Annotated in this window: 12 protein-coding genes, 7 tRNA genes, 2 rRNA genes and 2 pseudogenes; 22 read left to right on the top strand and 1 reads right to left on the bottom strand. The window is 48.6% G+C overall.

Annotation, left to right across the window (positions count from 1 at the left end; translation table 11 throughout):
• From ACTVDO_RS16855 to ACTVDO_RS16750, 22 genes and pseudogenes are all read left to right on the top strand, one after another.
• Nucleotides 1-110 (top strand): 23S ribosomal RNA (locus ACTVDO_RS16855); the annotation flags it as partial.
• 114 nt (nucleotides 111-224) lie between these two features.
• Nucleotides 225-341: ribosomal RNA gene (gene rrf / locus ACTVDO_RS16850) — 5S ribosomal RNA — on the top strand.
• A 207-nt stretch (nucleotides 342-548) separates the two neighbouring features.
• A tRNA-Asn gene (locus tag ACTVDO_RS16845) sits at nucleotides 549-623 on the top strand.
• A gap of 7 nt (nucleotides 624-630) precedes the next feature.
• Nucleotides 631-706, top strand: a tRNA-Thr gene (locus ACTVDO_RS16840).
• A gap of 10 nt (nucleotides 707-716) precedes the next feature.
• Nucleotides 717-788 (top strand) — tRNA-Glu (locus ACTVDO_RS16835).
• A gap of 107 nt (nucleotides 789-895) precedes the next feature.
• Nucleotides 896-970: transfer RNA gene (locus ACTVDO_RS16830), tRNA-Gln, on the top strand.
• 258 nt (nucleotides 971-1228) lie between these two features.
• A tRNA-Lys gene (locus ACTVDO_RS16825) sits at nucleotides 1229-1304 on the top strand.
• A gap of 4 nt (nucleotides 1305-1308) precedes the next feature.
• Nucleotides 1309-1380 (top strand) — tRNA-Gly (locus tag ACTVDO_RS16820).
• A gap of 6 nt (nucleotides 1381-1386) precedes the next feature.
• Nucleotides 1387-1459: transfer RNA gene (locus tag ACTVDO_RS16815), tRNA-Ala, on the top strand.
• A gap of 212 nt (nucleotides 1460-1671) precedes the next feature.
• Nucleotides 1672-2571, top strand: coding sequence for an arginase (gene rocF / locus ACTVDO_RS16810; RefSeq protein WP_020958396.1), 900 nt, complete (start codon nucleotides 1672-1674; stop codon nucleotides 2569-2571).
• A 176-nt stretch (nucleotides 2572-2747) separates the two neighbouring features.
• Entirely contained in the window at nucleotides 2748-3311 is a 564-nt protein-coding gene (gene sigW, locus ACTVDO_RS16805) for an RNA polymerase sigma factor SigW (RefSeq protein ID WP_020958397.1), read from the top strand.
• 14 nt (nucleotides 3312-3325) lie between these two features.
• The gene (rsiW, locus tag ACTVDO_RS16800) at nucleotides 3326-3937 is read left to right on the top strand and encodes an anti-sigma-W factor RsiW (RefSeq protein WP_020958398.1); all 612 of its coding nucleotides are present in this window, start codon (nucleotides 3326-3328) and stop codon (nucleotides 3935-3937) included.
• Between the two features lie 72 nt (nucleotides 3938-4009).
• Nucleotides 4010-4831: a diadenylate cyclase CdaA gene (gene cdaA / locus ACTVDO_RS16795; protein WP_020958399.1), complete on the top strand. Its 822-nt coding sequence runs from the start codon at nucleotides 4010-4012 to the stop codon at nucleotides 4829-4831.
• The gene (locus tag ACTVDO_RS16790; protein ID WP_020958400.1) at nucleotides 4824-6065 is read left to right on the top strand and encodes a CdaR family protein; all 1242 of its coding nucleotides are present in this window, start codon (nucleotides 4824-4826) and stop codon (nucleotides 6063-6065) included. Before cdaA ends, ACTVDO_RS16790 begins: the two co-directional genes overlap by 8 nt.
• 27 nt (nucleotides 6066-6092) lie before the next feature.
• Complete coding sequence (gene glmM / locus ACTVDO_RS16785) at nucleotides 6093-7439, top strand: phosphoglucosamine mutase (protein WP_020958401.1); 1347 nt, start codon at nucleotides 6093-6095, stop codon at nucleotides 7437-7439.
• Between the two features lie 527 nt (nucleotides 7440-7966).
• A complete protein-coding gene (gene glmS / locus ACTVDO_RS16780) occupies nucleotides 7967-9769 on the top strand; it encodes a glutamine--fructose-6-phosphate transaminase (isomerizing) (RefSeq protein WP_020958403.1) in 1803 nt (600 codons plus the stop codon).
• Between the two features lie 475 nt (nucleotides 9770-10244).
• A pseudogene (locus tag ACTVDO_RS16775) lies at nucleotides 10245-10614 on the top strand (transposase); the annotation flags it as partial.
• A gap of 438 nt (nucleotides 10615-11052) precedes the next feature.
• A complete protein-coding gene (locus tag ACTVDO_RS16770; protein ID WP_442901919.1) occupies nucleotides 11053-11235 on the top strand; it encodes a hypothetical protein in 183 nt (60 codons plus the stop codon).
• 176 nt (nucleotides 11236-11411) lie between these two features.
• A complete protein-coding gene (locus tag ACTVDO_RS16765) occupies nucleotides 11412-11810 on the top strand; it encodes a ClpX C4-type zinc finger protein (protein ID WP_442901918.1) in 399 nt (132 codons plus the stop codon).
• Between the two features lie 166 nt (nucleotides 11811-11976).
• Nucleotides 11977-14064: a GmrSD restriction endonuclease domain-containing protein gene (locus ACTVDO_RS16760; RefSeq protein ID WP_442901917.1), complete on the top strand. Its 2088-nt coding sequence runs from the start codon at nucleotides 11977-11979 to the stop codon at nucleotides 14062-14064.
• A gap of 126 nt (nucleotides 14065-14190) precedes the next feature.
• Nucleotides 14191-14424 carry a hypothetical protein gene (locus tag ACTVDO_RS16755; protein ID WP_442901916.1) on the top strand — a complete coding sequence of 78 codons (234 nt, stop codon included), beginning with the start codon at nucleotides 14191-14193 and terminating at the stop codon, nucleotides 14422-14424.
• On the top strand, nucleotides 14424-15077 hold the full coding sequence (locus ACTVDO_RS16750) for a TniB family NTP-binding protein (protein ID WP_442901920.1): 654 nt from the start codon (nucleotides 14424-14426) through the stop codon (nucleotides 15075-15077). Before ACTVDO_RS16755 ends, ACTVDO_RS16750 begins: the two co-directional genes overlap by 1 nt.
• A 202-nt stretch (nucleotides 15078-15279) precedes the next feature.
• Here ACTVDO_RS16750 and ACTVDO_RS16745 read toward each other — a convergent pair.
• Nucleotides 15280-15731: pseudogene (locus ACTVDO_RS16745) on the bottom strand (ExeA family protein); the annotation flags it as partial.

Raw genomic sequence — 15731 nt, 5'->3', positions numbered from 1 at the left:
TCGCGTGAAGCGAGTAAGATCCCTCGAAGATGACGAGGTCGATAGGTCCGAGGTGGAAGCGTGGCGACACGTGCAGCTGACGGATACTAATCGATCGAGGGCTTAACCAAAATGCGGCTTCTTCCCAAAACGGTTATCTAGTTTTGAAGGAATGAATTTCCTATTGACAAACAAAACAGAATGAATATAATAGTTACTGTCTAAAGCAAATCAATCATTCATTGCCTAGTGATGATAGCGGAGGGGAAACACCCGTTCCCATCCCGAACACGGAAGTTAAGCCCTCCAGCGCCGATGGTAGTTGGGGCCAGCGCCCCTGCAAGAGTAGGTCGTCGCTAGGCAATGTTGTATCATTATCGCAATAGCTTAGCGACGAGCTTTGGCATCATCGAATTTGTTCCGAGTTGTCCCGACGCATCCAGCTTCCCCGAATCGGCTGGAAGAGGAAGGGACATAGAGCTTTATGAACGTTGAACGTGCTTTTTGGAATTAGTCAGCGTAGGAAGAGGCAACGGGCATATTAAGAAGATGTAGTTTTTCCTCATCATTCCGCAATAGCTCAGCGGTAGAGCAACCGGCTGTTAACCGGTAGGTCGTAGGTTCGAATCCTACTTGCGGAGCCATTTTGATGCTTCCATAGCTCAGTAGGTAGAGCACTTCCATGGTAAGGAAGAGGTCACCGGTTCGAGCCCGGTTGGAAGCTCCATTGATTTTTTGGCCCGTTGGTCAAGTGGTTAAGACACCGCCCTTTCACGGCGGTAACACGGGTTCGAATCCCGTACGGGTCACTCTTTTTGAAATCAACCGTCCTTTTAGGGACGGTTGATTTCAAAATGTATAATCCCCCATAAAAGAGGTATCATAATTACCGGACACGCCTTTCCTTTTATAACGTTGGGCTATAGCCAAGCGGTAAGGCAACGGACTTTGACTCCGTGATGCGCTGGTTCGAATCCAGCTAGCCCAGCCATTATTTTTTTGTACATAAAATCACAGTCTCCCTTCACTGGCGGTCTCCCCCGACGCACTTGACTTCCTTGAACGAGCTTGTAGAGGAAGGGGCAAGTAGAGCAAAGCAATGCCTAGAATATGAGCCATTCGCTCAGTAACGAGCGATGCATCGTCGAATAGGCTACGAGTTGCCCCGACGCACTTGACTTCCTTGAACGAGCTTGTAGAGGAAGGGGCAGGTAGAGCAAAGCAATGCTTGGATTGTTGTTGAAAACATGAGCCATTAGCTCAGCAGGTAGAGCATCTGACTTTTAATCAGAGGGTCGGAGGTTCGAGTCCTCCATGGCTCACCATGATGCGGAAGTAGTTCAGTGGTAGAACACCACCTTGCCAAGGTGGGGGTCGCGGGTTCGAGTCCCGTCTTCCGCTTTGAACGGGGCCTTAGCTCAGCTGGGAGAGCGCCTGCTTTGCACGCAGGAGGTCATCGGTTCGATCCCGATAGGCTCCATTAAAAGTAAAAGGCAGTCTACTTCGCAATATGAAGTAGACTGCCTTTTTTCTTCCTATCCGAGTGAACATCTTCAATTTCTCCAATGGAATGGAAGCGAGCAGAGGGAAACAAAATGGCATAAATATTCGAAAAAGTGTTGAGTTGAGTCATCCTTCCCCTTTCCCTACAATAGGAGTGTAAGGGGAAATGGGAAAGGAGAGAAAGACATCATGAAACCAATCTCAATTATCGGTGTACCGATGGACTTGGGGCAGACGCGCCGCGGCGTCGATATGGGACCGAGCGCGATTCGCTATGCAGGTGTGATTGAGCGGCTGGAACGCCTTCATTACGATATTGAAGATTTGGGAGACATCCCGATTGGAAAGGCGGAGAGGTTGCACGAACAGGGGGATGGACGGCTGCGTAATTTGAAAGCGGTTGCGGAAGCGAATGAAAAGTTGGCCGCGGCCGTAGATGAGGTGGTCAGACGGGGGCGCTTCCCGCTTGTGCTAGGTGGCGATCATAGCATCGCGATCGGTACGCTCACCGGGGTGGCCAGGCATTATGAGCGGCTTGGAGTCATTTGGTATGATGCACACGGCGATGTCAATACCGAGGAAACGTCGCCATCCGGAAACATTCATGGTATGCCACTGGCGGCGAGTCTTGGGTTCGGTCATCCAACGTTGACGGGGATCGGCGGATACAGCCCGAAAATCAAACCGGAACATGTCGTGTTGATCGGGGTTCGTTCTCTCGATGACGGGGAGAAGAAATTTATTCGTGAAAAAGGGATCAAAATTTATACAATGCATGAGGTCGACCGGCTTGGGATGACGAAGGTGATGGAAGAAACGATCGCCTATTTAAAAGAACGGACGGACGGTGTCCACTTGTCGCTCGATTTGGATGGACTTGACCCGAGCGATGCGCCAGGGGTTGGTACGCCAGTTATTGGCGGATTGACATACCGGGAAAGCCACTTGGCCATGGAGATGCTGGCAGAAGCACAACTTGTCACTTCGGCGGAATTTGTGGAAGTGAACCCGATTTTAGATGAGCGGAATAAAACCGCTTCTGTCGCAGTAGCATTGATGGGGTCGCTATTTGGGGAGAAACTCATTTAACGGGCTGTCGGGCGGTTCAAAATCGCTTTTTCCCCGCTGTGACCGGGAGGGGTTGCCATTCGTTTGGCTTCCCCTCCTCTTTCGGTTCTATGGTACAATAAACATGTTGCATGAAACTTTTCATAGTGAAATGCCGTAATATAAGATGAGCCGTAAGGGCGGGGGTATTGTATTTTATGGATCTGTTTATTAAAAAAAGAATTAAGGCGATCCGAAAAGGCGACCAAAACGCATATGCGGATCTTGTCGATTTGTATAAAGATAAGATTTACCGCCTTTGTTACCGAATGCTTGGAAATCGCCATGAGGCGGAAGATGCGGCACAGGAAGCGTTTATCCGCGCTTATATTCATATTGACAAGTACAATCCCGATATGAAGTTTTCGACGTGGCTGTACCGCATTGCCACGAACTTAACGATTGATAAATTGCGAAAACGGAAGCCGGATGTGTATTTGGATGAGGAACTAAACGGCACGGACGGATTGACGATGCAGGCCCAGCTTCCTTCCCGTGAAATGTCCCCTGAAGAGGCGGTGGAAAGCTTGGAACTGCAGGAGACGGTACAGCGGGCGATTGAACAGCTGCCGGAGAAATACCGAAGCGTGCTCGTGCTCAAATACATTGAGGATTTGTCGCTGCAAGAGATTAGCGAAATTTTAGAGCTGCCGGTCGGTACGGTGAAAACGAGGCTGCATCGTGGCCGTGAAGCGTTGCGCAGGCAACTGGGCCATTTATAAGAGGGTGGGAAACTATGAAATGTACGAAAGAAATGGTATTACTCATGCACAGCTATCTTGACGGTGATCTTCAGCCGGGTGAGGAGCAACGGCTAAAAGAGCATTTGCGTTCGTGTACCGCTTGTGCTACCCATTTTCATGAGCTAAAAAAAACGGTTGCCTTTCTACAATATGCCTCCCATGTGACCGCGCCGCCCTCGTTTACGTCAGTGGTGATGGGGGCGATGCCGAAGGAGAAAAAGACTGCACGGCTGCGCCGTTGGCTGCACGGACATCCACTGTTGACTGCCGCTTCGCTGTTTCTTCTTCTCACCATGGGAAGCGTCGCCTCCTCATGGGGAGGGCAAGGAGCGTTTTCCGTTTCAGCTGATGAACATGTGGTGATCCGCGACCATATGGTCATCGTGCCAGAAGGTGAAACTGTCAAAGGGGACATTGTCGTCCGCAATGGATCGATCCGGATTGAAGGAACGGTTGATGGGGATGTAACGGTGATCCACGGGGAGAAATATATGGCGTCGGCCGGGCGGGTGACCGGGGAAGTAGAGGAAATTAATCAAGTGTTTGAATGGATTTGGTATAATATTAAAGAGAGGGTCAGCCGTGCGCTCCAATCGCTTGAATGATGGCAGCCATCGTCCGATGGCTTTTTCCATGACCATCAGAAGATTGGAAGTAGAAATAAAGGAAGTGTGAAGATGTCCTTCGAAGAGCTCCCCATCTTGTCGTATTTATTGAAAATCGTCGACATTCTTGTTGTTTGGTATGTCATTTATAAATTGATGATGATGATTCGCGGGACGAAGGCCATTCAGTTATTAAAGGGCATTTTTTTAATTATTTTAGTCCGCTTCGTGAGCAATTATCTCGGACTCACTACACTGCAATGGCTGATGGATCAAGCGATCATTTGGGGGTTTCTCGCGATCATCATCATTTTTCAGCCGGAATTGCGGCGCGCCCTCGAGCAGCTTGGCCGCGGGCGGCTGTTTACCCGCAGTACAGTCAATGAAGATGAAGAGCGGTTGCGGATGGTTGAGGCTATCGTGAAAGCGACCGAATATATGGCGAAACGGCGCATTGGGGCGCTCATTTCCATCGAGCGGGAAACCGGGATGGGCGACTATGTTGAAACCGGAATTATGCTAAACGCGCACGTATCGTCGGAGTTGCTTATTAATATTTTCATTCCGAATACACCGCTTCATGATGGGGCAGTGATTATTCAAAAAAATCAAATTGCTGCGGCGGCCTGTTATTTGCCGTTGTCGGAGAGCCCGTTCATTTCAAAGGAGCTCGGGACGCGCCATCGGGCGGCGCTCGGCATTAGCGAAGTGACCGACAGTGTCACCGTCGTTGTATCCGAGGAAACCGGGGCGGTGTCAGTGGCGAAAAACGGCGAACTGTACCGCGATTTAACGATCGATGAATTCCGGGAACTGTTGACAGGCGAGTTGGCTCCGGCTGCGAAGACCGCCGCTTCTTCCCGTTGGCAATGGAGGGGGAAGAAACATGGATAAATTAATGGACCATCCTTGGTTTATTCGTGTCGTCTCTTTATTGTTGGCCATTATGCTTTATATGTCGGCCAATATCGGGGCGAAACCCGGGGAGCAGACACGCAATACATTTGGCCAGGACAATACGGAAACATTGATCGATATCCCGGTTGTCGCCTACTATGATGAGGAAAACTTGGTCGTATCCGGCGTGCCGAAATATGTAAATGTCACGCTTCAAGGTCCGGCAAGCATCGTCAAACCGACGGCACTGCAGCGGAATTTCGAAGTGTACGTCGATTTAACCGACTTGCCATTAGGAACGTATACGGTGCCGATCAAATACAAGGATGTTTCCGAGAAACTGAAAGTGAATATTCAGCCTGCTTCGGTGAAAGTGACGATCCGTGAAAAAGTATCAAAACGCTTCCCGATCGGTGTTGAGTTTTTCAACCGAAACAAAATGCCTGAAGGCTACTCTGTCGGAGAGCCGACCGTGAAACCGGACGCTGTGACGATTACCGGGGCGAAAGAGCTGATTGACGAGATTTCGTTTGTCAAAGCGATCGTCGACTTGGAGGGAGCAACGGAAACGCTGACGAAAGAAGCACGAGTCCGAGTGTACGACCGCGGTGGCAATGAAATAAATGTTGAGCCACAGCCGTCAGTTGTGGAAGTGACCGTACCGGTAAAAAGTCCGAGCAAGACCGTGCCACTTCAAGTACAAACCACTGGGGAGCTGCCGGACGGAGTACACCTTGTTAGCATCGATCCGGAGCCGGACCGGGTGACGATTTATGGGCCGAAAGAGGTGCTCGATCAAATTGACAAGCTAGAAGGATTGACGGTCGATTTGGATGACATCACCGATGATACAACGGTAGAGCTTGACGTTCCGTCCCCCGACGGAGTAAAAAGTGTTGACCCGGCCAAAGTCAAGGTTCATATCGACATCGAAAAAGATGAGGCGCGCACATGGGAGAACGTGCCGATCACGGTTGTCGGTCTGCCGGATTCGTACGAAGCCGATTTTTTGAAGCCGCTCGAAGGGAAAATTACTGTCCGTCTCATCGGTCCGCCTGATATCGTCCGCGGTTTGACGAAGGACGATGTCCGTCTTTATGTCGATGTCAGCGGGCTCGATGCCGGCGAGCACCAAGTTCCCATCCAATGGGACAAACCGGAACAAGTCCGATGGGAGCCATCGACGGAAACGGCGATGGTCAATATTAGCGAAAAAGCAGTTGCACAATAAATTGTACAGTAAGGAGAGAGTGACCGAATGGGTAAATATTTTGGCACCGATGGTGTACGCGGGGTAGCGAATCGTGAGCTGACGCCGGAGTTGGCGTTTAAAATCGGCCGCTGCGGTGGATATGTGCTGACGAAAAGTGCGGAGCGTCCGAAAGTGTTGATCGGACGCGACACGCGCATTTCCGGGCATATGTTGGAAGGCGCCCTTGTCGCCGGACTGCTTTCGATCGGAGCGGAAGTGATGCGCCTTGGCGTCATTTCCACACCAGGCGTCGCCTATTTGACGAAAGCGCTCGGGGCACAGGCTGGCATTATGATTTCCGCCTCCCACAACCCCGTCCAAGATAACGGCATTAAATTTTTCGGCCCGGACGGGTTTAAACTGTCGGATGAGCAGGAAGAAGAAATTGAAGCGCTGATCGACAGCCCTGAGGATATGCTGCCGCGACCGATTGGCGCCTCGCTTGGCCAGGTCAATGATTATTTTGAAGGCGGACAAAAGTACTTGCAATATTTAAAGCAGACGATCGATGAAGATTTCTCAGGGTTAAAAATCGCCCTCGACTGCGCGCACGGGGCGACGTCGTCATTGGCAACGTATTTGTTTGCCGATTTGGACGCTGACGTCATCACAATGGGCGCTTCGCCAAACGGGCTGAACATTAACGAAGGAGTCGGTTCCACCCATCCGGAAGCGCTCGCTGCATTTGTCAAAGAAAAAGGAGCCGATGTCGGGCTTGCCTTTGACGGCGACGGCGACCGCCTCATTGCCGTCGATGAGAACGGCAACATCGTCGATGGCGACCAGATCATGTACATTTGCGCCAAATATTTAAAAGAAACCGGCCGCCTCAAGCACCAAACCGTCGTCTCGACCGTCATGAGCAACCTTGGGTTTTACAAAGCGCTTGAGGCGCAGGGAATCAAAAGCGTGCAAACCGCCGTTGGCGACCGCTATGTCGTCGAAGAAATGAAGAAGAACGGCTACAACCTCGGCGGCGAGCAGTCCGGACACATCATCTTCCTCGATTACAACACAACGGGGGACGGCATGTTGACAGCGCTCCAGCTCGTCAACATCATGAAAATCAAAGGCAAGCCGCTTTCCGAGTTGGCCGGGGAAATGAAAAAATACCCGCAGCTGCTTGTGAACGTCCGGGTGGCCGATAAGGAAAAAGCAATGGAAAACGAACAAGTGAAAAAAGTGATTCAGGAAGTGGAGGCAGAGATGAACGGCAATGGCCGCGTCCTCGTTCGTCCGTCAGGGACGGAACCCCTCGTGCGCATTATGGCTGAGGCTCCAACCGAAGAGGCGTGTCGCGCCTACGTTGAGCGGATCGCCGATGTCGTCCGCCGTGAAATGGGAGCGGAATAATCGACCGCCTGGACAACCACCCTATGCATAAACGGAACATTTCCTTTCGTTTATGCATAGGGTATTTTATATAAATAGTTGACGCCGCTGGGAATGTCCTGTAATATTAACGTTGTTGCCTTTTGCATGAAAGGAGGCGATGGCAGGGCGAAGCAAGGGGATCAGGAACAGCAGTTTGTTGCAACGGATTGAACGCCTCAAAAAGAAAAACTGGTTGGTTGTTGCACTCGTTTTGACGATGAAAAGCGCCTGGACTAAGCGCAAGGACGGAAGTGCGCTTAGTTGACGAGGAGGAGGTTTATCGAGGGTTTCGGCGGATGCCTCCCGGTTGATGCGATGACAGCCGCAAGTCCTCTCTTAAAACAAAGGGGCGACCCTTTGCACAAAGGGGAGGATATCATCGCGCGAATACAGATAGGGAGTCTGCCGCGTTCATCGGCGAGGCTCTGGCTTGTTCTTTGACAACTGAACAGCGATTGCGGATCTCGTTGGCGGCAGCCTCCGATACTAAAGGAGGAAACGTTGCCATGTGCGGCATTGTTGGTTATATCGGTTACCAAGATGTGAAGGAAATTTTATTGCGCGGATTGGAAAAACTCGAGTATCGCGGCTACGATTCGGCGGGGATCGCCGTCTTAAATGAGAACGGGGTTCATGTGTTTAAAGAAAAAGGGCGGATCGCCGATTTGCGCCGCATCGTCGATTTGAACGTCAAGGCGACGGTCGGCATTGGCCATACGCGCTGGGCGACGCACGGGGCGCCAAGCCGGGTGAACGCCCACCCGCACCAAAGCGCCTCAGGCCGGTTTACGCTCGTGCATAACGGCGTCATCGAGAACTATGAAATGGTGAAGCGCGATTATTTGGCCGATGTCACATTCCAAAGCGACACGGACACGGAAGTGATCGTCCAGCTCGTCGAAACGTTCGTCAACGACGGACTGGCAACGGAAGAGGCGTTTCGAAAAACGCTCTCGCTGTTGAAAGGATCGTACGCCATCGCCATGATCGACGCGCAAGACGAAAACACGATCTATGCGGCGAAAAACAAAAGCCCGCTTCTCGTCGGCTTGGGCGATGGATTTAACGTTGTAGCGAGCGATGCGATGGCGATGCTGCATGTGACGAACCGATTCGTCGAACTGATGGATGGGGAAATGGTCATCGTCACGAGCGAGAACGTCACGATTCAAACGTTAAACGGTGAAACAATCGAACGGAAGCCGTTTACGGCCGAGCTCGATGCGAGCGACATTGAAAAAGGGACGTACCCGCATTACATGTTGAAAGAAATTGACGAGCAGCCGTTTGTCATCCGCCGCATCATTCAAAAATACCAAGACGAAAACGGCGGATTGACGATTGACCAAGCGATCATCAACGAAGTGCTGAACGCCGACCGTTTGTACATTGTCGCGTGCGGTACGAGCTACCACGCAGGCCTCGTCGGCAAGCAATTGATCGAGTCGTGGGCGAAAATTCCGGTCGAAGTGCATATCGCCAGCGAATTTTCGTACAATATGCCGCTGTTGTCGGAAAAACCGCTCTTCCTCTTTATTTCGCAAAGCGGCGAAACGGCCGACAGCCGCGCTGTGCTCGTGCAAACGAACAAACTCGGCCATAAAGCGATCACCATCACGAACGTCCCGGGTTCGACGCTGTCGCGCGAAGCCGACTATACGCTGCTGTTGCACGCCGGTCCGGAAATCGCCGTCGCCTCGACAAAGGCCTATACGGCGCAAATTGCCGTGCTGGCGATTTTGGCGGCGGCCGCGGCGAAAGCGAAAGGCTTTGAGCTGGGCTTTGACTTGACGAAAGAGCTCGCCATCGTCGCCAATGTGATGGAAATGCTGTGCGACGCGAAAGAAGAAATGGAAAACATCGCGAGCGACTACTTGACGTTGACGCGCAACTGCTTCTTCATCGGCCGTGCGGTGGACTACTATGTCTGCCTAGAAGGCGCGCTGAAACTGAAGGAGATCTCTTACATCCAAGCGGAAGGGTTCGCCGGCGGCGAGCTGAAACACGGCACGATCGCCTTGATTGAGAACGGCACGCCGGTCATCGCGCTTGCCACCCAAGAGCACGTAAATTTGAGCATTCGCGGCAACGTAAAAGAAGTCGTCGCCCGCGGCGCGAACCCGTGCGTCATCTCGATGCGCGGCTTAGAAGGCGACGGCGACCGCTTCATCATCCCGGCTGTCCATCCGGATCTTACGCCGCTTGTCTCCGTCGTGCCGTTGCAGCTGATCGCGTACTATGCCGCTCTGCACCGCGGCTGCGACGTCGACAAACCGCGCAACTTGGCGAAGAGCGTGACGGTGGAGTGAGCGGGTTGGCGGTGGGAAAGATATTGTAGACAGCTAATAAATCCCGTCTTGGGAAAATAAAAACTGTCCAGGGAAAATAAAAAGTGTCCAAGAAGCCGAGCGTGGTTAGGGGGTTGCCCTGATCCATGCTTGGCTTTTTCTTCTTTTAAAGAGGTACAGGGGAGAGGGGAAGGAAAAGATATTGATTTATCAAGCGGTTTCCCGATATACCCCCTCCCGCTATAATCCGATTGAGCTTCTCAATTTGTTTTCCCAAATTATTTTCCTAGACATTTCCCAACGTTCCATTTTTGTGCTTCTGCCGCCCTTTCGACTAATTTCTTCCAATTTGGCGGACACTTTTTATTTTCCTAGAATTTTGTACCAACTGCATCTTAAAAAACCGAAAACCCTTGCGGCTCTAGGCGTGAGAGGGATGGAGAGGTGAGGGGAGAGGTGGACATGAATTATTTTCTCTTGATATAGTAGGGAAATTTGGAAAACCGATCAACCGATGACACCCGAATATCTTCACTGTGTCTTGAGTACCGACCGGGAGCTAAGCGATGAAGAGATCTTGCGCTACTATGCCCAGCGTTGGGCGATCGAATGCTTTTTTCGACAAGCGAAAGACCAGCTGAAACTCGATGGATACCGTTTTCGTCATCATCGAGCGGTGAAAACGCTACTGGATCTTGGTGCAGCTTGCTTACGTGTACAGCCTATTCGAGTCGAACAGCGATGTTTCGGATGGGCTCGATCTCCTGCGCAAGCGAAAAGGACATAGCCTCGTAGAGTTCATTTACCATGCAGTGAAACAAAATATTCCCATTGATACCGTGAAAAAACAGCTCCACGTGGCATAAGGGGTACCCCGTTTATCTCTTTTTGTATGGTAATTATTGTTGTGAAAATTGCTCATCTACAGTTACGTATTCGAAAAAACATCTTGGGTTTCTGGTTTTTTTTATTATGTTACCAGATGATTCTTTCCCCCGTGTCTGTCTGGGGATATATTCAGGAAGTGTTACTGTTGAAAAGGGTTTGGAAGTAAGTCAACCTGTCAACGACACCCGCAAGGTGTCGTTCAGATTGAAGACAAACTCCTTATGTTTCATGCGAAACATGGGAGTTTGAGATAAGTTTTCGAGAATGATTTTCTTTATGCGGTCGGCATTCAAAGCTTTTGAGAAGGCGATTAGTATGAATAGAAGGTGAAGAGTGGACACCTCTTTTTCTTTTGAACGGTGGTATACTGGGATTGAAGGGCAGAATGGAAAATATTCGCTGAGGGGATGACATGAATGACTGTGAAAGAGAGTTGCCGAAATTGCGGAGGCACTTCATTTGTCCAAGCTACGGATTATGTAAACCTGCGACCACTCGATAAAAAAATGGCGATAGGTTCAGAGAAAATTTACACAGTTTGTCGTGATTGCGGAGAGGTTGTATCCATAAAAGTGAAACATCCTGAAAAATTGAAATAACGTTTACCGAATGGGGAAAAAAAGGGGAAAAGGGAATGAAGTATCGGATATAAACTGACTTGCAGATTAAATCTAAAAAACTTTTTTAAAAATAGCAGGAAATTTTGCTTCATAAAAAGAATATATAATGCTATTCTGTGTATACAAATGTGTACACGAAACAAGAGGTGTTATTTATGGAACAAGATTTCCGCAAGAAAACTTTTCGAGGTGCTAAAATTGAAGATGTTATTTTGGAATTAGAGAAACTAAGTTCATTATGTGAAACAAAGTCTAAAAGCAGTGAACAATTAGAAAGTCAAAGGTTTTATGAAGGAATGGCTGTTGCTTATAAAACTATTTCAATAAAGTTAAAAGGGGATTTTGATTATATTGAACCAAAAGTAATTGATGAACTGTACAATGCAATAGAGAATTCAAAACCAAATCATATAAGCAATTCGGAATATGTTACAACTTGTTCATTTTGTCGTAGAAGTAAAGAAGAAGTCGGTAAACTAGCTATAGGACCAGGAGTTTCCATATGTAGTGAATGTTTAGAATTTAGTGCAGAAGTTATTAAGTCTCAATCATAAAGGGGTAACGATAATTGAGCATGAACTGTCTAGTGAGATGGCGGTTTTTTCTTTTGGTTAAAAATCAATAAGAAATTAATAGAGACGAAAACGGGGGACTTGGGGGAGTGATTTTAAGAAGTCGTAAAATGAATGAAAGGAGTTCTTTTTGTGAGGTGAGGGTCAAGTGAAGGCGGTAGAAACCAATTTATTGAAATTTATGCAAGGTACAAAACAATTCATCATTCCGATTTATCAGCGAAAATATAGCTGGACGATTAAGCAGTGTCGACAGCTTTGGAACGATATTGTTAGAGCGGCGGTAGATGAAAAGATCAAGGGTCACTTTGTTGGCTCGATTGTCTACATCGAACGAGGGTTATATCAAGTATCATCCGTTCCGCAACTGCTCGTCATTGATGGACAGCAACGACTGACTACATTGACGTTACTGTTACTTGCGTTGGGCAAAGCCATCGAGGAGAGCGGACAAACCCTGGATATGACGAAAAAGAAAATTATGAATTACTATCTGGTTAACAGCGAAGAAGAGGGGGAACTGTATCATAAACTCATATTGACCCAGAGCGATAAGGACACGCTGATCAATCTGATTTTAGACAAAAAACTCCCCGAGGAATACTCCCCGAGGGTGTACGAGAACTATCATTTTTTTGCGGAATCCATCAAAAACAGCGGTATCGATCTGAACAAGCTGTATCAGGGAATCTCCAAGCTGATTATTGTAGATATTTCGTTGGATCGTGACCATGATAATCCGCAGTTGATTTTTGAAAGTCTGAACTCAACGGGGCTTGATCTGTCGCAAGCCGATTTGATCCGAAACTTCGTTTTGATGAAACTGGAACCTAAAGAGCAGACGGAACTGTACACGGAATACTGGTATCCGATGGAAAAAAGCTTCGGGAATCTGACAAATTCCGCTTTGTTTGACCGATTTATGCGTGACTATTTAACGGTGAAAACGGGGCGAATTCCAAACATTCAAGAAGTTTACTCCAGTTTCAAGGCGTATGTATTTGAGCACAGTGAACGGAGTGTCCAGCAAATTGTCGAGGACATTTATCGATATTCCCAATATTTTGTGAAGCTCGCCTTCCAGACGGAAAAAGATAAAGAAATCAATGAAGTGCTGACGGATATCAATACGCTAAAGGTCGATGTCTCGTATCCGTTCTTGCTTGAGGTATATGATGACTACGAGCGTCAAATGATATCCAAATCGGAATTTATCGAAATCCTGAAGCTTGTTGAAGCGTATGTTTTCCGCCGAGCGGTTTGTGGGGTTCCCACCAATTCATTGAACAAAACGTTTGCGACCCTCAGCAAAGAGATCGACAAGGCGAATTATGTGGAAAGCGTGCGGGCGGCGTTTTTGCTCAAAGATTCCTATAAACGGTTTCCGACCGATGAGGAGTTCAGGCGGGAACTCATGATTAAGGATGTGTATAATTTCCGTAATCGAAATTACATGCTTCGGAAGCTGGAAAATTTCAATCGGAAAGAGATTATTGATATCGAAGCCTATACGATTGAACACATCATGCCTCAAAATCCAAACTTGTCTCCAGAATGGCGGCGGGATTTGGGGCCAAATTGGGAAGAAGTGCACAAAACGTATCTTCATACGCTGGGCAATCTGACACTGACCCGATATAATTCCGAACTCAGTGATCGGCCGTTTAAGGAAAAAAGGGACATGGAGGGCGGGTTTGCTGACAGCCCGCTGAGGTTAAACAGAGAACTAGCCAAACTTGAAACTTGGAATGAGGAGGAAATCCTCAAACGGGCTCAATTCCTGGCGGATTTGGCGTTAAAAGTGTGGGAGTACCCAAAGCTTTCGGAGGATATTCTGGCCAAATATCGAAAGAAAGGCTCCGAAAATGATAGTGTGACTTATACGATTGCCGATCACCCTGAATTACAGGGAGATATGTTGGGGTTATTCGAGGAATTGAGCAAACGAATTTGTAACCTAGACAGCTCTGTCCGCATGGAGTTCAAAAAGTTATACATTGCTTTTAAGATGTCAACAAACTTCGTCGATATTGTGCCGCAGAAAAGCAGACTGCGGTTAAGCTTAAATATGCCATTCGATGAAATACAGGATCCTCGAGGTATTTGTAAAGATGTGAGTAACCTCGGTCGTTGGGGGAACGGAGACGTTGAATTTGGCGTTTCTTCTTTAGATGAAATCGACTATGCGATGTTTCTGATCAGACAGTCATATGAAAGGCATTGGGAAGATGAATAAAGGTGAAGAGGAGTAATGCGGCTCCTCTTTTTCTTTTTGTATGAGTGGTATACTGGAAATAAAGGGAACAAGGTAATTGTTTGATGAGCTCATCCTTAAATTAAAATGCAAAAGGGGGAAGTATACATGGAGATGATACCTAAGGCTGAGCCGCAGAAAATTCCGTTTCAGGTGTTTGAGGAATCGATTCCAAACGAAGGAAGATGGGAATGGATAGGTGGAGAGATTTTTTTCTCTGATGATGAAATAAAAAAAGTCATTCTCATGCTGGTCGGCCAAATCGGGTTAAGAAAACTGATCAACATCCTCCTCAATGAATCAAGGAACGAGCTTGAAAGGCTGTTAAGGGATGAAAGTTGATGATTTTGTCCCGACTGTTGCAAAACATGGGGACAGGCATTTTGGTGGTGGACGAGATTCAACATTTAAGTCTCGCCAGAAGCGGCGGTTCCGCCCAAGTGCTCAATTTCTTCACGACCCTGATCAACACCGCCCAAATCCCTGTTCTGTTGGTGGGCACACCGAAAAGTTTGAAGGTGCTCACCTCGGAATTTCGCCAGGCACGACGAAGCTTAAGCGGGCATGGCGGTTTTCTGTGGGATCGTTTGAAAAAAGATGAAAACTGGGCATTGTTTCTTTCAGGATTGTGGCAATATCAGTGGACAAGGCACGTGGAGGGACTGACGCAGGAATTGTCCGATGTCATGTACGAGGAGACGCAAGGGATTCCAGACATTGCCGTGAAACTTTTCGCCATGACGCAAGTGCGGGCAATGGTCACTGGAAAAGAGAGGATCACTGCCGATTTGATTCGCAAAGTAGCGAAGGAACAATTAAAACTCATCCGCCCCATGCTCGATGCCCTGCGGGACGGACGAAAAACGCAAATGTTGGATTACGGAGACATTGCCGTTCCCGACATGTCGGATTTTCTGCAACGGGAGCAGAACAAAATTCACGTGCAAACGTTCGTTCAGGAATCCCGAAAACGAACCGAATCGAGGCAAGTGTAAATTAGCACATTATTTCAGAATCCCTTTTTCAAATTATTTCAGTCGGATTCGGAAATAATGTGCAAAATTTTTGCGGATTGTTCCGGATTTTGCACATTCTTTCGGAACGTTTGCACGCTCTTTCAGATGAAGATTTCCAGCGCGTCTGATGGACCGATGGAAAAGAGAAAGCACAAAAGAGGCCGATTCGTCCCCTTTCGTGCTAATACCCCATTTCCTCTGCGGCCATGCGCACCACTTCTTCGTCAATGGCGTCCTTTTTCAGCTGATACCCTTATAACAGGCACGTCGTGGCCAACGTGTTGATCACCCGAGGCCATCCCCGCGACTGCAGGGCAATCGCCTCTAACGCCGATGGAGTGAAGATCGGATGCTTCGCCCCAGCCTGTTTCATCCGATGCTCGATGTAGCCCGCCACCTCTTCCTTCTCCAGCGGCCCCATCCGGTATCGCATGATGATCCGCTGATCGAGAGGGCGGTGCTGATTGAGCCGCAGCTTCCCCTGTAAATGGGGCAGCCCCGCCAACATCAAGACAAATGGGTTGGTCGAATCCATCTCAAAGTTGAACAAGATGGCGATGTCCTGTAAAAATGCATCCTTTGCTAAATGCATCTCGTCCAAAATGAACACCGGCGTGATCCGTCGTTCATGAT

Origin of the sequence: Geobacillus sp. BK01 (assembly GCF_052220245.1) — a bacterium.
Taxonomy (GTDB): domain Bacteria; phylum Bacillota; class Bacilli; order Bacillales; family Anoxybacillaceae; genus Geobacillus.
The sequence above is the reverse complement of the archived record's forward strand: the minus strand, read 5'-3'. Positions and strand labels throughout refer to the sequence as shown.

Excerpts from the sequence above, each read along its gene's own strand:
- rocF (WP_020958396.1), top strand. The coding sequence starts at position 1,672 with ATGAAACCAATCTCAATTATCGGTGTACCGATGGACTTGGGGCAGACG.
- sigW (WP_020958397.1), top strand. The coding sequence starts at position 2,748 with ATGGATCTGTTTATTAAAAAAAGAATTAAGGCGATCCGAAAAGGCGAC.
- rsiW (WP_020958398.1), top strand. The coding sequence starts at position 3,326 with ATGAAATGTACGAAAGAAATGGTATTACTCATGCACAGCTATCTTGAC.
- cdaA (WP_020958399.1), top strand. The coding sequence starts at position 4,010 with ATGTCCTTCGAAGAGCTCCCCATCTTGTCGTATTTATTGAAAATCGTC.
- ACTVDO_RS16790 (WP_020958400.1), top strand. The coding sequence starts at position 4,824 with ATGGATAAATTAATGGACCATCCTTGGTTTATTCGTGTCGTCTCTTTA.
- glmM (WP_020958401.1), top strand. The coding sequence starts at position 6,093 with ATGGGTAAATATTTTGGCACCGATGGTGTACGCGGGGTAGCGAATCGT.
- glmS (WP_020958403.1), top strand. The coding sequence starts at position 7,967 with ATGTGCGGCATTGTTGGTTATATCGGTTACCAAGATGTGAAGGAAATT.
- ACTVDO_RS16770 (WP_442901919.1), top strand. The coding sequence starts at position 11,053 with ATGACTGTGAAAGAGAGTTGCCGAAATTGCGGAGGCACTTCATTTGTC.
- ACTVDO_RS16765 (WP_442901918.1), top strand. The coding sequence starts at position 11,412 with ATGGAACAAGATTTCCGCAAGAAAACTTTTCGAGGTGCTAAAATTGAA.
- ACTVDO_RS16755 (WP_442901916.1), top strand. The coding sequence starts at position 14,191 with ATGGAGATGATACCTAAGGCTGAGCCGCAGAAAATTCCGTTTCAGGTG.
- ACTVDO_RS16750 (WP_442901920.1), top strand. The coding sequence starts at position 14,424 with ATGATTTTGTCCCGACTGTTGCAAAACATGGGGACAGGCATTTTGGTG.